This window comes from Leisingera sp. NJS204, assembly GCF_004123675.1.
Classification (GTDB): domain Bacteria; phylum Pseudomonadota; class Alphaproteobacteria; order Rhodobacterales; family Rhodobacteraceae; genus Leisingera.
This window is the reverse complement of record NZ_CP035417.1, coordinates 2,170,410-2,186,895: the sequence shown is the minus strand read 5'-3', so window position 1 is coordinate 2,186,895 and position 16,486 is coordinate 2,170,410. Positions and strand designations below refer to the sequence as shown.

The following is a 16,486-nucleotide window of genomic DNA, read 5'->3' as shown; positions in this document are numbered from 1 at the left end:
TCCTCCATTCAGGGTGCCGATAAAAGAAGGATAAAATTTGAACGAGTTGAAAGTGGGGCGGAAAACACGGCGTCCTGCGAAACAGCGTGAACAGAGTTGCAGGAAACAGGGTGTTGTTGAAGCTCTTGTTTTTAATTGATTTAATTCGAGGGGCTCGATTTGGATGGCTGGATTACGGCCCAATTGCGGCGGCCGGCGGACACATTGATGCCCTAGAGCCTACAATGACGCGGGAATCATCTTCACTGTTCCTGGCGGTCAAGAAGGCAGCCGCAAAACAGCCAAAGGAGCGGGCAGCAACCTTGCCTGATATTTGCCTGGTTGCGGCTTAGCCGTCGATCTGCCGCCCCATGATTGCAAGCGATTGCTGATAAACAGTTGCGGCGTTCCATTGCTTCAGAACCCGGTAGTTCGGCTCGCCCTGCTGGTATCCCTTGCCGGGCTTCCAGCCTTTTTGGCGCAGGTAATTGGCGGTGGAGGCCATCGCATCCCCCATATTGTAGAAATCCACCCGCCCGTTGCCGTCCCAGTCCACCCCGTATTGCAGCGCATTGCCGGGCAGGAACTGGGTATGGCCCAGCTCGCCGTGCTTGGCGCCCAGCGTGGCCGGGGTGATGGCGCCCTGGTCCACCAGCTTCAGCGCCCCCAGCGCATGCGGACGGAAAAAATCGGAGCGGCGGCAATCATAGGTCAGCGTCACGATGGCGGAAACCACCTGGCTGTCGCCCATATAGTTGCCGAACGCGGTCTCCATCCCGTGGATTGCAATCAGAACGCCGGCGGGCACGCCGTACTTACGCTCAAGTGCGGCATAGAAGTCCGGGTTGCGCGCCTTTCGCTTGCGGCCCTGCGCCACGATGGTTGCCGAGCCGCGGATCTGCATGAATTTCTCCAGCGAGTATTTGAAGCTCTTCTGGTTGCGGTCAGCAGAAATGGTGCGGCGGGCATATTGCGCGGCCGCAAGCGCCTGCAGCCCCGCCTTACGCACACCTGCGCGCTTGGCCTCGTTCTGGAAGTCCCGCTTCCAGGCGTCAAACCCGGATGAGGTATTGCCGCAAGGCGCGGCCAGGGCAGGGGAAGCTAGCAGGGCGGAAATCAGGGCAGGGGCCAGCAGGCGGCGCATGAAAGAATCTCTCAAATGTGGCTCGTAGCCTTCAGCCTAACGTGCTGGCCGCGCGTGTCTAACGGGAAAAGCCGTGCATGGTTCCCATTTACCTAAGCAAAGGCTGTTCCGGCGGCCAGGGCAAGCCCGTCCGCCACCGCTGTCATGGCATTTCCTGTTTCAACGCGGGCGTTTGAACAGATGCTGCGCATTTGCGCCTGAACCGCCCCCAGCAGCGAAGAGCCGCCGACCAGCACGATCCGGTCCACGCTGGCTGCAGGAAGACCGGCCTGCGCCAGAGTCTCGGCAGCGCAGGCCCCGATGGCAGCGGTCTGTTCTGCCAGTGTCTGGTTCATTTCTGCGGCGGGCAGCGGTACGGACAGGCCGCGCTGCAGCAGCTTAAGATCAATCGCCGCCGCGCCGCCTGCCGTGTTGGCCTGGATCTTGCCACGCTCAACCGCAAAGGCCAGCTCGTGGCCCAGCTCATCTTCCAGCACGTCAACCAGCCGGGCCAGCCTGTCCGGCTCAACCGCATTGGCGGCCAGATCCTTGGCGGCGCGGCGGCTTTCCGGACTGTAAAGGAAAGGAATCATCTGCCAGGTGGCCAGATCGTTGAACAGCCGGTTCGGCGCAGGCAGGGTGCCGCCGCCAAAGCTGTTGCGGATCTGGCTGCCGCGCCCCAGCAGCGGCATGACATGGTGGATGCTCAGCTGCCGGTCAAAATCAGTGCCGCCCAGCCGCACCCCATGCGAAGCCAGGATGCGGGTGGCGCCGTTTGCGTCCTGTTCAAAGGCGGTGAAGTCCGAGGTGCCGCCGCCGATATCGACAATCAGCCCGCAGCCCGGCGCAGGTGCTGCAGCGCGCAGGGCGGCTTCCGGCTCAAACAGGAACAGCACGTCCTGAAAGCCTGCCTCCAGGTAACAGGCGCGCAGGTCCTTTTCGGCCTGGATATTGCGGTCCTCGTCCTTGGAATGAAACCGTACCGGCCGGCCGGACAGCGCATGGGTGAATTCCATATGCGTCGCCGTCTCGGCCCGCTGCTTCATCTCGGCCAGAAAGCGGGCGATAAGGGTGCCGAAACTGATCCGCTCGCCGCCCAGCCGCCGTTCCTCATGCAGCAGCGGTGTGCCCAGCAGGCTTTTCAAGGCGCGCATGAAGCGCCCCTCGTCACCGTTGATCAGCGCCCGCGTGGCGCTGTGGCCGATCCGCATGCTGCGGCTGTCCTCGTCAAAGAACACAGCGGTGGGCAGGGTCTGCTCGCCAGGTTCCATCTCAACCAGCCAGGGCCGGCCGGCCACGGCAATCCCCGCCGCCGAATTGGAGGTGCCAAAGTCGATACCAAGGGTGTTGGGGGCAGTCATGGAAAAGGCTCCTTTCACAGGCGGGAGCGGGCCGGGATACAGCAGCCGCAATACAAGAGCAAGAAAAAGCAGCACTGCCGCCAGAAGCGCGGGGCGGAGGAAAACCCCGATCCACTGAGCACGCTCATGAAACAGTAAAAGGGCGCCCCGAAGGACGCCCTTTCAAAGTCACGGCTGTGCAGCTTAGCAGCTGTAGTACATGCCGAATTCGACGGGATGGGGTGTGTGCTCATACTTGTGCACTTCTTCCATTTTCAGCTCGATATAGCCGTCGATCTGATCTTTGGTGAACACGTCGCCCTGCAGCAGGAAGTCGTGGTCGGCGGCCAGCGCGTCAACCGCTTCGCGCAAGCTGCCGCAGACGGTCGGGATGCCTTCCAGCTCTTCGGCCGGCAGATCGTACAGGTTCTTGTCCATGGCTTCGCCGGGATCGATCTTATTGCGGATGCCGTCCAGGCCGGCCATCAGCAGTGCTGCAAAGCACAGGTAGGGGTTTGCCGCCGGATCGGGGAAGCGGGCCTCGACGCGCTTGGCTTTCGGGCTTTCGGTCCACGGGATCCGCACGCAGCCGGAACGGTTGCGGGCAGAGTAGGCGCGCAGAACCGGGGCCTCAAAGCCCGGGATCAGGCGCTTGTAGGAGTTGGTGGACGGGTTGGTGAAGGCATTCAGGGTCTTGGAATGCTTCAGGATGCCGCCGATGAAATACAGCGCTTCCTGGCTGAGATCAGCATATTTGTCGCCTGCAAACAGCGGCTTGCCGTCTTTCCAGATCGACATGTTCACGTGCATGCCGGAGCCGTTGTCGCCATAGATCGGCTTCGGCATGAAGGTTGCCGATTTGCCATAGGCGTGCGCCACGTTGTGGATCACGTATTTGTACTTCTGCAGCTCGTCTGCCTGCTTGGTCAGGCTGTCAAAGATCAGGCCCAGCTCGTGCTGGCAGGAGGCAACCTCGTGGTGGTGCTTGTCGACCTTCATGCCCAGACGCTTCATGGTCGAGAGCATTTCCGAACGCAGATCCTGCGCTTCGTCGGTCGGGTTGACCGGGAAGTAGCCGCCCTTCAGGCCCGGGCGGTGGCCCATGTTGCCCATCTCAAACTCGGCGTCGGTGTTCCAGGAGCCGTCGGTTGCGTCGACCTCATAGGACACCTTGTTGATGGTGTTGGAGTAACGCACGTCGTCGAACAGGAAGAATTCCGCTTCGGGGCCCATATAGGCCACATCGCCGATGCCGGAGGACTTCAGGTAGGCTTCAGCCTTCTGGGCGGTGCCGCGCGGGTCGCGCTCATAGGCTTCGCCGGTGTCGGGCTCAACAATCGAGCAATGGATGCAGAGGGTTTTCTCGGCATAAAACGGATCGATATAGGCGGACGTGGTGTCGGCCATCAGTTTCATGTCGGAGTTTTCAATCGACTTCCAGCCGGCGATCGAGGAGCCGTCGAACATGAAGCCTTCTTCGAGGAAGTCTTCGTCGACCAGGTCCACGTCCACGGTCACGTGCTGCAGGCGGCCGCGCACGTCGGTGAAACGGATGTCGACATAGGCGACGTCGTCTTCACGGAGAGTCTTGAGAACTGCGTCTACGCTCATTCCCTTAGTCCTTCTTTAGAGATGTCTTGGAGATTTGCTGTTAACTTACAATGCGTCCGGGCCGGTTTCGCCGGTGCGGATGCGAATAGCTTGCTCGACGGGCGAGACAAAAATCTTGCCGTCGCCGATCTTGTCGGTCTTGGCGGCATCGACGATGGCCTCGATCGCCTGGTCGACCTGATCGTCGTCCAGCACCACTTCCACCTTCACCTTGGGCAGGAAGTCGACCACATATTCAGCACCGCGGTACAGCTCGGTGTGGCCCTTCTGACGGCCAAAGCCTTTGACCTCGATCACTGAAAGGCCTTGCACGCCGACGTCCTGCAACGCTTCCTTCACCTCATCCAGTTTAAAAGGCTTGATGATGGCTTCGATCTTTTTCATCGGAATGGCTCCTCGCAAGCTTGTTGAGGGTGTCATTTCACTTCTAAATGAAGGCAGCAATGCGCGAGGCTGCAGCTGCGGCAATTGTGGCCAGGATTTGATCGTCACCGCCTAAAAATTAAGCGCTGCGCCCAAGGATTGCGCAAAATTGAATCGGGAAAGAAGACGAAATGACCGAACTGCTGACCGCCGCCCAGATGCGGGCCATCGAACAGGCCGCCATCGCAACCGGCGAAGTGACAGGCCTTGAACTGATGGAGCGGGCCGGTCAGGGGGTGGTTGAGGCCATCTTTGAGGAGTGGCCGGAACTTGCGGAGCCTGTTGAAAGCGGGCGAGGGGCCGGCCCCTCGCACTCCCCGGAGTATTTGGAGAAAGATGAAAAACCGCTGCGGACCGTGGTGCTGTGCGGGCCTGGCAATAATGGCGGCGATGGGTTTGTGGTCGCCCGGTTGCTGAAGGAGCGCGGCTGGGACGTGGAGGTGTTTCTGTATGGAGACCCGGACAAGCTGCCGCCGGACGCGAAGGTGAATTATGAGCGTTTGGCTGCGGGCACTGTACAGCCGTGGAGTATGGAAGCTGTAGGTAACGCGGAAGGGAGCCTTTTCGTGGATGCAATTTTTGGCTCCGGATTGTCGCGTGCACCGGACAGTTCTGTCCTTGAGCCGCTGACCAAACTATACACCGAGGGCAGAACTTTGAACCGGATGGTAGCGGTTGATGCGCCAACGGGTCTTTGCTTGAACAGTGGCCGTGCTTTGTGCCTGGAATATGGTGGTAACTGGAGCTGGCTTACAGTCACTTTCCATAGACCCCGTATTGGGCATTTCGTTGACGATGGGCCGGGTTACTGCGGGAGCCTGCGCACTGTAGATATTGGGCTGGCCGGGTTTGAAGCCAGGAAGGGCTTTCTGGCCAAGCAAGATGATTTCCTTGGAATGAATGAGTGCGGCGGGACGAGCGGCGAGGGTTTTGTAAACCTCGTAGATCACCGGCGGTCAGATTTACTGCCCAAAAATAGAGAAGAGCACAAGTATTCCCACGGCCACGCCCTCGTCCTCTCCGGCGGCCATGGCAAAACCGGCGCCGCGCGGCTGGCCGCCCGCGGAGCCTTGCGGATCGGGGCCGGGCTGGTCACTGTCGGCTCACCGCGCTCGGCGATGTTTGAAAATGCTGCCAATCTCACCGCCATCATGCTGCGCCAGATCGACGGAGCACATGGGCTGGTGGAGCTGATGGAAGACGAACGGCTCAGCGCTATTTGCCTTGGTCCCGGTATGGGGCGCGGCGCGGATACGCAGGCGATGGTGTTCGCCACATTGAAGGAAAAACGGGCAACCGTGCTGGATGCAGATGCGCTTACCCGGTTCGAGATGAAGCCGGAGGTGCTGTTTGAGGCTTTGCATGAAGACTGTGTGATCACCCCGCATGGAGGCGAATTTGCCAGGCTGTTCCCGGACCTCGCGGAAAAGCTGAATGCGCCTGCCGTCGCAGGCCCGGCCTATTCCAAGGTCGATGCGACCCGGGATGCGGCAAAACGCGCGGGCTGCGTGGTGTTGTTCAAGGGGCCGGATACGGTGATTGCCGCGCCGGACGGCCGCTGCTCGGTCAACTCAGCCCATTACGAACGTTCCGCGCCCTGGCTGGCCACCGCCGGGTCGGGCGATGTGCTGGCAGGTTTCATCACCGGGCTGATGGCGCGCGGGTTCTCTCCAATGCAGGCCGCCGAAACTGCCGCCTATGTCCATGTGGAATGCGCGCTGGAATTCGGCCCCGGACTGATTGCCGAGGACCTGCCAGAGCAGGTCCCCGCGGTGTTCCGCAGGCTGGGGCTGTAACGCTCCGGCTCAGGCCGCCGGGCGCAGATCTTCGTCCGGTGCGGCGGCCGCGGCCAGTTCCAACCCGCCTGCATAAATCACATGCGGGCGGGAAAACTCCAGGATCGTCAGATCCATCATCTGCAGACCCAGATCACGGATGAATTCGCCATCCACCAGCTCATAGGCCGGCACCACTGCCTGCGGCTGGCCGAACATTGCCTTGGCACGCCAATCACGGACAAGGATCCGCTGGTCCCAAGGGACGGTCAAGTCGCTGTCTGCGCGGGTGTCGCCAAGCGATCCGGCAGAAATGCATACGGCTTGCAGCATGGCGCGGCGGGTGCGGACCGCTTCTACCCGGGCCATGCCCTGGGTGCGGGTGATGAGGCTGCCGCCTGCTTTAACTTCTTCCGCTGCGCGCTCGCCCTCGCGGGTCAGTACCAGGGTGCCGCGCAGCAGGCTGATGTTCTGGCTGCCCTGATACAGGCGCCGGGGCTGTGCTTGGCCGCGCATCGCCAATTGCGCGCGTAATGCCGCATTACCAAACGGTTTCATGTTGTTACTCGCTCTGTCTGCCTCAGACTTTTTTGTGAATCTATGCCAGAACCGGATTCCAGGCCCAGCCTTTTCCGGCGAAAGCCTGTTCATTGTTGCAATTATGCGGACGGATTGTTGCTGTTTTGCACATGGCGCCCGAGGACGCGTTTTCCGCTCGCATCCGCCGCTGTCCTTTGATAGTCACCGCGTCACACAAAGCATTTTGTGTGCGTGCGGGTGTGGCGGAATTGGTAGACGCACCAGATTTAGGTTCTGGCGCCTATGGCGTGGGGGTTCGAGTCCCTTCACCCGCACCAATTTGATTTTACAGATGAATTTTTACAAACTTAGCGCGCCGAGTGTTCTGCGCTATGTTTTATACCCTTGAATTTATTCTTACTATGTTCCGGTGTGGCTGGGCCGTCTTGGATAGCTGCCTTTGCTTGGCCTGTTCTCATTACAGCGGGCGGCAGGATCGACTCCAAGGTGCCGGATCCTGTGATATACGAGAGCGGCAGCTTTGGTGAAATTCCTGGAAATCTGCATTGTTCGTTCTGAAACGGTCTCCGGATTATTTATTGATTCCGGTCAACAGGTTAGGGCGGCTCTACCCCAAACAGGTTGCGCTCTTTGGCCAGATAGGCGAGCCGCGCGGTGGACTTGCAGCCGAACTTTTGCCGCATCCGCAGAAAGCTGGTTTTCACTGCTGATAGAGAAAGCGTGAACTGCTCGGCGATCTCATCATAAGACATCTCCTGCTGGATATGCAGACGCAGCATCTCCAGTTCTTTCCCGGAAAGGGACGGGGGGGGAAGCAGCGAGTCAAAAAACTCCGTGACAACCATGCTCAGCCTGCGCATCTCGGTATCCGAAAGCTCCCTGTCCTGCCGGGAAACAAACACCATCGATCTTTTTGATCCCGTCAGAGCCGCAAAGGCAGCGCCAAACACCAAGTCATACCGCTGAGACTTTTCGAGTATCTGCAGAGGATCGGGCAGCTGAATGGCCGACCAGCGTATGGCGCCTTCGTTCTTCAGTGCCCAATTGAATACAGGGTCATGAAGGAAGTAGTTTTCCCGGTCATACTGTTCCTTCCATTTTTCGTGGAAGGAACATTCAAAGTGCTCATACCCCATGATTGAAAAGTTGACCATGAGGGTGAAACCCGTGGTGCTTGCTTCGTTGATCGCGGACCTGCAGGCCGAAAAAGCCTCGGCAATCTTCGTGCTGTTTGCTCCGTCCGAGGGCAGATTCGTTGTAATTACAGATTTTGGCATCTCAATCTTCCACCCCGAATGACTTGCGACTTAAGTCTCTCTGCCGGCAACCTCGGTTGCCTTACCCGCAACCTAGGTCGCATTTGATGTGACCAGAGTTGCAAATAGAATGCAACAGCAAGGTAGTTGTAGACAACCGGGAATCTACCTTTAGGTGTAATTTCTGAGCAGGGAAGGTCGAAACCTGTACTGGAGATACATTTATGCAAAACGGATACGCCAGGAGCGAAGCCAAGGCCGGAACGGGTATTGAAACTATGGTTGTCCGGTTTGATCCGGTGCGGCTGCCAAAGTCACTGAGAAGTCCCGATCAGGATGTGCTGGATGCCTTTATGTCGTTGCGCAAGAGCGTGTTTGCGGAAGGCAAAAACTGGCGCGTGTGGCTGTCCTGCCGAAGCGATCTGGATCAGTACGACCATCTGGACGCCTACTACATTATCGCATTTGATCCTGCCACAGGCGAAGCGCTGGCCGGCGCGAGGCTGCTGCGCACAGATCGCGGGGGCCGCCATCCTAGCAGATCCGAAATGACTTACATGGTGCGTGATGCGGTCCGCGGCATGCTTCCAGGGCTGCCCACGGACCTGTGTGATGAAGAGCCGCCATGCGATCCCGCGGTCTGGGAACTCACCAGGTTTGCATCGAATGGTGCCGCGGGTGCAGGGCAGCTGGTGCTGCAGCGGCTGCGGACATTCCTGCAGGAGCTGGGCGGAGAACGTTTTGTGTTTCTGTCTCCGCCGGTTGTCGCACGGCTTGCCAAGTCCTCAGGCTTTGCAAATGTCGTCCCGCTTGGCCCGCTAAGGGGCGATCAAAACGGCAAGTACCGCGTTTATTCTGCCGATGTGCCCCAGCCCAGAAGCAGCGAAGCGTGAAGAGCTTTCTGTTTTTTCGCAGACAGCACAGCCTCGACGGCACTCATGGCCTCAGACGGAAATCCGAGCACTCCCGCATGTCAAAATTAAACACTCAGCAAAGTATTTCCGACTGGCGTATCCTGTCCGAGCTTCAGGGCATCCCGCGGGCGTCTCAATTTGTCATGATGGGCGGCGAAGTCAGGCTGGTGCGCGGGGAACAGACAGCTGCGCCTGAAAGCCGGTGGTCTGTTCAGCTGCACGGGTTTTCCGCACGCGGCGCCACATTGCGCGATGCGCTGGACAGCTGGATAGTGATAGCCGGGCTAAGCCCCTTCGGCTAGCCATAAGCGCTGGCCCGGCCTTCTAGGTGCATCTGGGCGCAGGTTGGAAGTTCTGATCCTTGCGGGACCCGGCGCACTGAAATGCCCTGGTTGTCCGGGGCATTTTTTTGCCAGACTCCGCTGCGCTGTCCTGTGCAAAAATAATTGCAGTAATGAGCGTGTGCGCAGGGTTGCAGAAATTGCATACCCCCTCTGAGCCTGGCGATTGGGTGAAAGTGATCTTCTTCACCTAACATATTGTTCATAGGCGGTTTCTTGCAGGCTGAAAGTTGCCGTGGGCGAAATTTCGCCTATTCATTTCTCCTGGTACCGGGATGAATTTTCAACCCTGAAGGGGCAAAAAAACGCGTGATAGCTCCTGGCTCAAGCGGCGGTCTCAGGGATGGAGAGACATGCGGCTGACGGAACAGGAGACCTGAAGAAAATGAGCATTAAATTTGCAGCGCGCGCAGGTGCGGCCACTTTGGCAGCAGCGCTTGCAGCCCCGGCATTTGCGGGCCCGACTTACACCAATGACACCGGCGGCAGCTTCCGCTGGTACGGGCAATTCAACCCGTCGTTCCAGTCTTTTGACGACGGGCAGGAAGACTTTAACCGCCTGGTGGACAACGCGGCGTCAAATTCGCGCATCGGTTTTGAACTTGAGCAGGCCTATGGCGAAAACACTCTGCGGTTCCGCTTCGAGACTGCCTTTGGCTTTCGCGGCTCCGACGGGGTCAGCCAGCTGACCACCGGCGACAACATCAGCTGGGACCGCACCAACATCCGCCATGTTGATTTCCAGTTCGACACTGCCAGCTATGGCCGCTTCTCGGCAGGTCAGGGCTCGATGGCAACCGACGGCATCACCGGCGCGGATTTCTCGGGCACCGGCCTTGGCGCCTCCAACTCTGTTGCCGACTCCGCGGGCGGCTATGCTTTCCGCACCACCGGCGGCGCTCTCAGCGGTGTGGATATCGGCGATGCCTTCACCGATCTGGACGGCGGCCGTCTGGGCCGGGTCCGCTATGACACCCCGGAACTTGCGGGATTCACCCTGTCCACCTCTTACGGCACTGACGTGCTGAAGGACGCAAACGACCGCGAAAGCTATGACGTGGCGGTGCGTTGGGCCAATGACGACGCGGCAGGTTTTGCCATCGACAGCGGCATCGGCGCCTCCTGGACCGAAGAAACCGGCAAGGCCGACCAGCGCGATATTTCCGGCTCCTTCGCAGTGCTGCACAAGGCAACCGGCCTGTCGCTGAACCTGGCTGCGGGCGAGCGCGACATTGCGGGCACCTATGCCTATGCAAAGCTGGGCTATAAGGCGGATCTGATCGCGGCGGGCTCCACCGCGTTCTCGGTTGATTACTACGATGGTTCGGACATGGTGACCGCCGGTGACAGCGCCGAGTCCTGGGGCATTGCCGCGGTCCAGAAGATCGACGCTTACAATGTCGAAACCTATCTGGCCTACCGTGACTATTCCTATGCTGATACCAGCGCCGCCACCTATCAGGATGCCAATGTGATCCTGGCCGGTGCCCGCTGGAAGTTCTGAACCTTCCTCCCTCGGTTGCAGAACGGAAAACACGCCCCTTTGCGGGCGTGTTTTTCTGTTGTGCGGCCCGGAAATCCGCGGGATTGCGCGGTAAACCGGCAATGCCTCTTGCGCCGGGGCGCCGGGGGAAATAGAAGACCGCAAATTGTCTGGGGGCGCCTGTGCGCACGCGCCCCGAATCTCTATGGGGTATAGGATGCAGGTCACCGAGACGCTGAACGAAGGTCTGAAACGCGGCTACGCCATCACCGTCACGGCTGCCGAGCTGGACGCGAAGGTCAACGACAAGCTCGTCGAAGCACAGCCGGAAGTCGAAATGAAAGGTTTCCGCAAGGGCAAGGTGCCGATGGCACTGCTGAAAAAGCAGTTCGGCCAGCGCCTGATCGGCGAAGCCATGCAGGAAGCCGTTGACGGCGCCATGAACCAGCACTTCGAGGACAGCGGCGACCGTCCGGCGCAGCAGCCCGACGTGAAAATGACCAACGAAGACTGGAAAGAAGGCGACGACGTCAACGTCGAGCTGGCCTACGAGGCGCTGCCGGAAATCCCCGAGGTCGATTTCTCCGGTGTTGAGCTGGAAAAGCTGGTTGTAAAGGCAGAAGAAGAAGCCGTCACCGAAGCGCTGACCAACCTGGCAGACACTGCCAAGGAATTCGAAGCCCGCGAAGACGGTGCGGCTGCGGAAGACGGCGACCAGGTTGTGATCGACTTCGTCGGCCGGATCGACGGCGAAGCCTTTGAAGGCGGCGCAGGCGACGACTACCCGCTGGCTCTGGGTTCCAACTCCTTTATCCCTGGCTTTGAAGAGCAGCTGATCGGCTCCAAAGCCGGTGAAGAAAAAGACGTGACCGTGTCTTTCCCGGAAGAATACGGCGCCGAGCATCTGGCAGGCAAAGAAGCCGTGTTCTCCTGCACCGTGAAAGAGGTGAAAGCCCCGAAAGCGGCCGAGATCAACGACGAACTGGCCACCAAATTCGGCGCTGACGATCTGGATGCGCTGAAAGCCCAGATCACCGAGCGTCTGGAAGCCGAATATGCCGGTGCAGCACGTGCTGTGATGAAGCGTGCGCTGCTGGACCAGCTGGACACTCTGGTCTCCTTTGACCTGCCGCCGTCGCTGGTCGAGGCCGAAGCCAAGCAGATCGCGCATCAGCTGTGGCACGAGGACAACCCGGAAGTCGAAGGCCACGATCACCCCGAGATCGAAACCACCGACGAGCACAACACCCTGGCCGAGCGCCGCGTGCGCCTGGGCCTGCTGCTGGCCGAGCTGGGCCAGAAAGCCGAAGTCGAAGTGACCGACGCCGAAATGACCCAGGCGATCATGGCGCAGGCGCGTCAGTATCCGGGCCAGGAACGCCAGTTCTTTGAATTCATCCAGCAGAACGCCCAGATGCAGCAGCAGCTGCGCGCGCCGCTGTTTGAAGACAAGGTTGTCGACCACATCGTCGAGCAGGCGAAGGTTACGGAGAAAGAAGTCTCCAAGGACGATCTGCAGAAAGCTGTCGAGGCGCTGGACGAGGAGTAATCCTCTCTGCCGACCGCGTTACGGAAAGGCCGCCTTTGGGGCGGCCTTTTTCGTTGCGGCCGGCCTTACAGAACAACCCGGTCCTGCAGCCAAAACAAGGACGGATAGGCGGCCAGCCAGATCCAGAAGAACCGGTTCAGCCCGAACAGGCAGGCATTGGCCAGATGGAACAGCGCGGCGGTGAACAGCGCCAGCACCAATGCCTCGCGGCTGAACAGGGCCAGCGGAAACAGCACCTCGAACGACATCACGGCCCAGCCCATGGCCCACAGCAGCCGCGGGCGGTCCGCCAGCCCGCGCAGGTCCTCGCTGACCGGGTAGGCGGAGAAGCGGAAAACGTCCTGAAGCGCGCGGCCGGAACGCCACTCGGGGTTCACGATCTTCACCTGGCCGGAAATGAAGTAGCAAATCACCAGCTGCCCGGCGAGATAGGCGAACGCGTATTCCTGCCACTGTTCGGAGGGCAGCCAGCGGGCTGCAGTGAGGCAGCAAAGAACCAGAAGGCTCATCTTGTCGCTGCCGCCGTTATACGGGCCTTGGAAGCGCTGCAGGATCATGAGGCCAGTTCCGAGCAGTCCCAGCAGCATCCAAGGCGTGGCAATGCCGAACAGCAGGAACCCGGACAATACCAGGCGGGGCCCGTAAATCACTTGTTCATTCCGGAAGCCCGCCAGATGTTCGGCGCTTTGCTGCAGAAAAGCGAGCGCCAGCAGGATCTCGGTCATGCGCAAGGCCATCTCCAGGCTCATGCAAATGCCATCCCGGCAATCAGAAACGGGTCGGATAGGTAGGTGACAGCCTTGACCAGCTGGCCATCCTCGGCACGGTCGGTAAAAACCAGCCGGAACTGCAGATAGGGCAGCCGGGCAGCGGGCGGCAATGTGCGCTCCAGCTCGGCGGTGATGCGGCGCAGGATTTCCTGCTGGCTGTGGCCGGATGGCGCCAGCGTCAGCCGTTCCGCGCAGCTGACCAGGAACAGGTTTTCGTTCCAGCGCGGGTTCCACAGCATCCGGCAGGCCATTTCCCAGGGCGCCAGGTGCTGCGGGCGCGGCCGGAATTCATGCCATTGGGCTGGCGTGCTGGCGGCATTGGCAAGCATGGCCCATTCCACCCGTGGCGACGGGTCCACCGATTTGAAGAAACGCCAGGACGGCATCAATGCGGGCAGCAAGAGGTTCAGCAAGGACAGCATGGCGCCAGTAAAACGGAGGACCGTTAGAATTCTGCTAAAATTCCCGCTGTTTACAGCGCAAATCTCCCGCCCGTCCTTGATGCCTTTCTGCGAAAAGCACCGCGTCCCGTTGGGCCGGGCAGCGCCCCGCCGGGCGCTGCGGCCGCCTGCGGAGCCTGGAGATCAGGGGCGCAGGCCGGTTTCCTTGAGCATGCCGCGGCGCTTGGCCTCGTGGTAATAGCCGCGCGAGTAATGTTTGACTGCCTGGTCCTGGCTGCCGTCGGAGATCAGCCAGGCGCCGCGCAGATATTTCACGGAAAATTGCAGGTTGGTGTCCGCGTCCAGCAGGTCCTGGGGCTTGCCCCTGAACCCCATCGAGCGCGCGGTGGCAGGAAGGATCTGCAGCAACCCGTAATAGGGCCGGTTCACCGCATGGGGCCGGTGAGTGCTTTCGCGCACAGCCAGCCGATGCACCAGGCTGCGCGGCACTTCGTAATGATCGGCCCAATAATTGATCTTTTGTCTCAGTTCGGGCGTTTCATTGGGGTAGAGCGGCGGCGTGTGCCGTACCAGCTTGGGCGGTGAGGCCGTGCCTGCGCAAGCCGCCAGACTTGCGGCGGCAAAAAAGGAAATCAAAAGGTTCCGGCGCGTCATGCAGCCTCCGAAAATAGGGTGTTTACACCCAGCTTAACTGCGTCGCAGCAGGCTGCAACGGCGCCCTGCCGCCGCCATGCCGCAACCGGCAGGGAACCGCCAATCCGGCGGACGTTCTACGGTGCAAACAAGCCTGCGCTGAACACTCCCGACTGGATCAAACTTTAATGATTAGACATTTGTTAAATATGGTTTCCTACTACATATTGAGTATGCGCATTGAGGCAGAAACAACCCTCAGGGCAGTTAGCCCCTCACGCCTGTGGGGCTGCTGGCCAAATCGGGCAGAGGGGGCCGCGGCTGTTTCCCAACTTTTCCGCGGTCCCTATAAGCGCCGGATTTTACCTGAAACATCCATTCACCCACCCCAGCCGACGCACGACGCGCCGGTCGCCGGATGGCCGCGGTTCTTCCTGCTGTTGGTGTTCGCCAAGTGCAGGCTAGGCTAAACTCATTGCCAACCGCGCCGTCTGCCGTGCCGAATACCCTGCGGAGGACAGCGCCTACATCAGGTTTTGCTTTGCCCGGCGTCTTGCTGTCGTTCAGCGCCAACCAGGCGGAGCTGGAACAAGCTCGTGCCAAACCGGGCAGTTGTTGGTTCGCGCACAGGCGTGCGCCTTTGTTGCGCTCAACAGGTTTGTGCATTGTCAGCCTGGCGGCATTCCAGAGCTTGTCCCGCCGGACCGGGATCTGCCCTGAGAAGGGGGCTGCCCAGCAGACCCCGAAGGCGCGAATAGCCCGTTTCCAGGTTTAATCATCCCCTGCGGCACCGGGTCGGAAATCGCCTCGGTTTTGAAGACCGGCGTGTCGAACCTGTGCCCGCGCAGCAAACGGAACAACAGCCGGCGGCGCAAGGCCAGCTCCTCTTGCTCCAATGATTTTTCCATATCACGGCCCCGTTTTAATCCTTCTCCCGGCACCATCCTGCCAAAGGAAGGCAAACGGGAGGTTTATGGGGGAGGTGTATGTTCCTACAACTTAGGACATCTTTTCAAACTGTTAAGATAAAAAAGAAAAGGCCGCTCAATCGAGCGGCCTTTTCCCTGTTTCGCCGATCCGGTTGGATCAGTTGGTTTCTTCGCCAGCGGCGTCAGCAACCGGCGCGTCGTCGTCGTCAGACGCGGCGGACCCGATATCGTCGAACAGTTCCGAGATCTCGTATTCAGCAGCGGCTTCCTCTTCGGCGGCCAGCTCCTGGATCGATTTGCCGGATGCCTGCAGTTCGGCTTCTTCAACCGAGCGGGCAACGTTCAGATTGATGACGGCTTCGACTTCCGGGTGCAGGCGCACGGAGACAGAATGCAGGCCGAGGTATTTGATCGGAGCGATCAGGGCGACCTGTTTCTTGTCAACGGTGAAACCGTCCGCAGTTGCGGCATCGGCTGCATCGCGCGGGGTGACCGAGCCGTACAGCGCGCCCGCGTCCGATGCGGAGCGAATCACGATGAACTGCTGGCCGTCCAGCTTTGCTGCCAGGGCTTCGGCCTCTTTTTTGGTTTCCAGGTTGCGCGCTTCGAGCTGCGCTTTCTGGTCCTCAAAAGAGGCGATGTTGGCCTCAGAGGCGGTTTTCGCCTTGCCCTGCGGCAGCAGGAAGTTGCGGGCGAACCCGGGCTTTACGTCGACGACGTCGCCCATCTGGCCCAGCTTTGCAACGCGCTCAAGAAGGATAACTTGCATGTGCTTATCTCCTTACTTCACGGCGTAGGGCAGCAGGGCGAGGAAGCGGGCGCGCTTGATAGCACGGGCCAGCTCACGCTGCTTCTTGGCCGAAACGGCGGTGATGCGCGACGGTACGATCTTGCCGCGCTCGGAAATGTAGCGCTGCAGAAGACGGGTGTCTTTGTAGTCGATCGCCGGTGCGTTGTCGCCCGAGAAGGGGCACACTTTGCGGCGGCGGAAAAACGGTTTGGCTGCCATGGTTTAGCGTCCTTTTCTCAAGCTAAGATCAGCGGCGCTCGCGACGGGTGTCGCGTTCATCGCGTTTCTGCATCTGGACCGAGGGGCCTTCCTTGTGCTCGTCGACCTTGATGGTCAGGACGCGCATCACGTCGTCATGCAGACGCATCAGGCGTTCCATTTCCTGAATGGCGCCGGCAGAGGCGTCAGTCTTCAGGAAGGAGTAATGCCCCTTGCGGTTCTTGTTGATCTTGTAGGCCATCGTTTTGACGCCCCAGTACTCCTGCTCGACCAGCTTGCCGCCGTTGTCGGACAGAACAGCACCGAAATGTTCGATGAGGCCTTCAGCTTGCGAGTTGGACAGGTCCTGACGCGCAATCATGACATGCTCATAGAGTGGCATGCGAACTCCTGTTTGTGTCTAGGCGCAT

The 16,486-nt window shown here is 59.9% G+C and carries 18 protein-coding genes and 1 tRNA gene; 7 read left to right on the top strand and 12 right to left on the bottom strand.

Annotated elements, in window-relative coordinates; genetic code table 11:
* Positions 1-113: 113 nt before the first annotated feature.
* Positions 114-332, top strand: coding sequence for a hypothetical protein (locus tag ETW24_RS10715; protein ID WP_164982731.1), 219 nt, complete (start codon positions 114-116; stop codon positions 330-332).
* Here the strand turns inward: ETW24_RS10715 and ETW24_RS10710 are convergent.
* From ETW24_RS10710 to ETW24_RS10695, 4 genes are all read right to left on the bottom strand, one after another.
* Entirely contained in the window at positions 329-1,123 is a 795-nt protein-coding gene (locus ETW24_RS10710) for a lytic murein transglycosylase (protein ID WP_129371049.1), read from the bottom strand. The two genes, ETW24_RS10715 and ETW24_RS10710, sit on opposite strands and share 4 nt — an antisense overlap.
* Before the next feature lie 92 nt (positions 1,124-1,215).
* Positions 1,216-2,463, bottom strand: a complete 1,248-nt coding sequence (locus ETW24_RS10705) for an Hsp70 family protein (RefSeq protein WP_129371048.1) — start codon at positions 2,461-2,463, stop codon at positions 1,216-1,218.
* A 183-nt stretch (positions 2,464-2,646) separates the two neighbouring features.
* Positions 2,647-4,053, bottom strand: a complete 1,407-nt coding sequence (glnA, locus tag ETW24_RS10700) for a type I glutamate--ammonia ligase (protein WP_129371047.1) — start codon at positions 4,051-4,053, stop codon at positions 2,647-2,649.
* A gap of 45 nt (positions 4,054-4,098) precedes the next feature.
* Positions 4,099-4,437 carry a P-II family nitrogen regulator gene (locus tag ETW24_RS10695; RefSeq protein ID WP_008554830.1) on the bottom strand — a complete coding sequence of 113 codons (339 nt, stop codon included), beginning with the start codon at positions 4,435-4,437 and terminating at the stop codon, positions 4,099-4,101.
* Positions 4,438-4,607: 170 nt separating this feature from the next.
* Here ETW24_RS10695 and ETW24_RS10690 point away from each other — a divergent pair, with 170 nt between their 5' ends.
* Positions 4,608-6,272, top strand: coding sequence for an NAD(P)H-hydrate dehydratase (locus ETW24_RS10690; protein WP_129371046.1), 1,665 nt, complete (start codon positions 4,608-4,610; stop codon positions 6,270-6,272).
* A 9-nt stretch (positions 6,273-6,281) separates the two neighbouring features.
* Here the strand turns inward: ETW24_RS10690 and ETW24_RS10685 are convergent, their stop codons facing one another.
* Positions 6,282-6,809 carry a Hint domain-containing protein gene (locus tag ETW24_RS10685; protein WP_129371045.1) on the bottom strand — a complete coding sequence of 176 codons (528 nt, stop codon included), beginning with the start codon at positions 6,807-6,809 and terminating at the stop codon, positions 6,282-6,284.
* Between the two features lie 215 nt (positions 6,810-7,024).
* On the opposite strand from ETW24_RS10685, the gene ETW24_RS10680 reads away from it, so the two are divergent.
* Positions 7,025-7,108, top strand: a tRNA-Leu gene (locus tag ETW24_RS10680).
* Between the two features lie 279 nt (positions 7,109-7,387).
* Here ETW24_RS10680 and ETW24_RS10675 read toward each other — a convergent pair.
* Positions 7,388-8,068 (bottom strand): autoinducer binding domain-containing protein, encoded by a 681-nt coding sequence (locus ETW24_RS10675; protein WP_129371044.1) that lies wholly within the window; start codon positions 8,066-8,068, stop codon positions 7,388-7,390.
* A gap of 203 nt (positions 8,069-8,271) precedes the next feature.
* On the opposite strand from ETW24_RS10675, the gene ETW24_RS10670 reads away from it, so the two are divergent.
* The 4 genes from ETW24_RS10670 to tig all read left to right on the top strand — a co-directional run bounded on the left by ETW24_RS10670 (position 8,272) and on the right by tig (position 12,334).
* The gene (locus ETW24_RS10670; protein ID WP_129371043.1) at positions 8,272-8,940 is read left to right on the top strand and encodes an acyl-homoserine-lactone synthase; all 669 of its coding nucleotides are present in this window, start codon (positions 8,272-8,274) and stop codon (positions 8,938-8,940) included.
* Between the two features lie 77 nt (positions 8,941-9,017).
* Positions 9,018-9,263: a hypothetical protein gene (locus tag ETW24_RS10665; protein WP_129371042.1), complete on the top strand. Its 246-nt coding sequence runs from the start codon at positions 9,018-9,020 to the stop codon at positions 9,261-9,263.
* 424 nt (positions 9,264-9,687) lie between these two features.
* Positions 9,688-10,806 carry a porin gene (locus ETW24_RS10660; RefSeq protein ID WP_129371041.1) on the top strand — a complete coding sequence of 373 codons (1,119 nt, stop codon included), beginning with the start codon at positions 9,688-9,690 and terminating at the stop codon, positions 10,804-10,806.
* A gap of 196 nt (positions 10,807-11,002) precedes the next feature.
* Positions 11,003-12,334 (top strand): trigger factor, encoded by a 1,332-nt coding sequence (tig, locus tag ETW24_RS10655; protein WP_129371040.1) that lies wholly within the window; start codon positions 11,003-11,005, stop codon positions 12,332-12,334.
* Between the two features lie 65 nt (positions 12,335-12,399).
* Here tig and ETW24_RS10650 read toward each other — a convergent pair whose 3' ends face one another.
* From ETW24_RS10650 to rpsF, 6 genes are all read right to left on the bottom strand, one after another.
* Positions 12,400-13,083 carry an HTTM domain-containing protein gene (locus ETW24_RS10650; RefSeq protein ID WP_129371039.1) on the bottom strand — a complete coding sequence of 228 codons (684 nt, stop codon included), beginning with the start codon at positions 13,081-13,083 and terminating at the stop codon, positions 12,400-12,402.
* Positions 13,080-13,526 carry a hypothetical protein gene (locus ETW24_RS10645; protein WP_129371038.1) on the bottom strand — a complete coding sequence of 149 codons (447 nt, stop codon included), beginning with the start codon at positions 13,524-13,526 and terminating at the stop codon, positions 13,080-13,082. Before ETW24_RS10645 ends, ETW24_RS10650 begins: the two co-directional genes overlap by 4 nt.
* Positions 13,527-13,688: 162 nt before the next feature.
* A complete protein-coding gene (locus tag ETW24_RS10640; RefSeq protein ID WP_129371037.1) occupies positions 13,689-14,159 on the bottom strand; it encodes a lytic transglycosylase domain-containing protein in 471 nt (156 codons plus the stop codon).
* Positions 14,160-15,224: 1,065 nt separating this feature from the next.
* Positions 15,225-15,836 carry a 50S ribosomal protein L9 gene (gene rplI / locus ETW24_RS10630; RefSeq protein ID WP_129371035.1) on the bottom strand — a complete coding sequence of 204 codons (612 nt, stop codon included), beginning with the start codon at positions 15,834-15,836 and terminating at the stop codon, positions 15,225-15,227.
* Between the two features lie 12 nt (positions 15,837-15,848).
* On the bottom strand, positions 15,849-16,076 hold the full coding sequence (gene rpsR, locus ETW24_RS10625; RefSeq protein WP_005852865.1) for a 30S ribosomal protein S18: 228 nt from the start codon (positions 16,074-16,076) through the stop codon (positions 15,849-15,851).
* Between the two features lie 28 nt (positions 16,077-16,104).
* Positions 16,105-16,458, bottom strand: coding sequence for a 30S ribosomal protein S6 (gene rpsF, locus ETW24_RS10620; RefSeq protein ID WP_027259123.1), 354 nt, complete (start codon positions 16,456-16,458; stop codon positions 16,105-16,107).
* Positions 16,459-16,486: the final 28 nt, after the last annotated feature.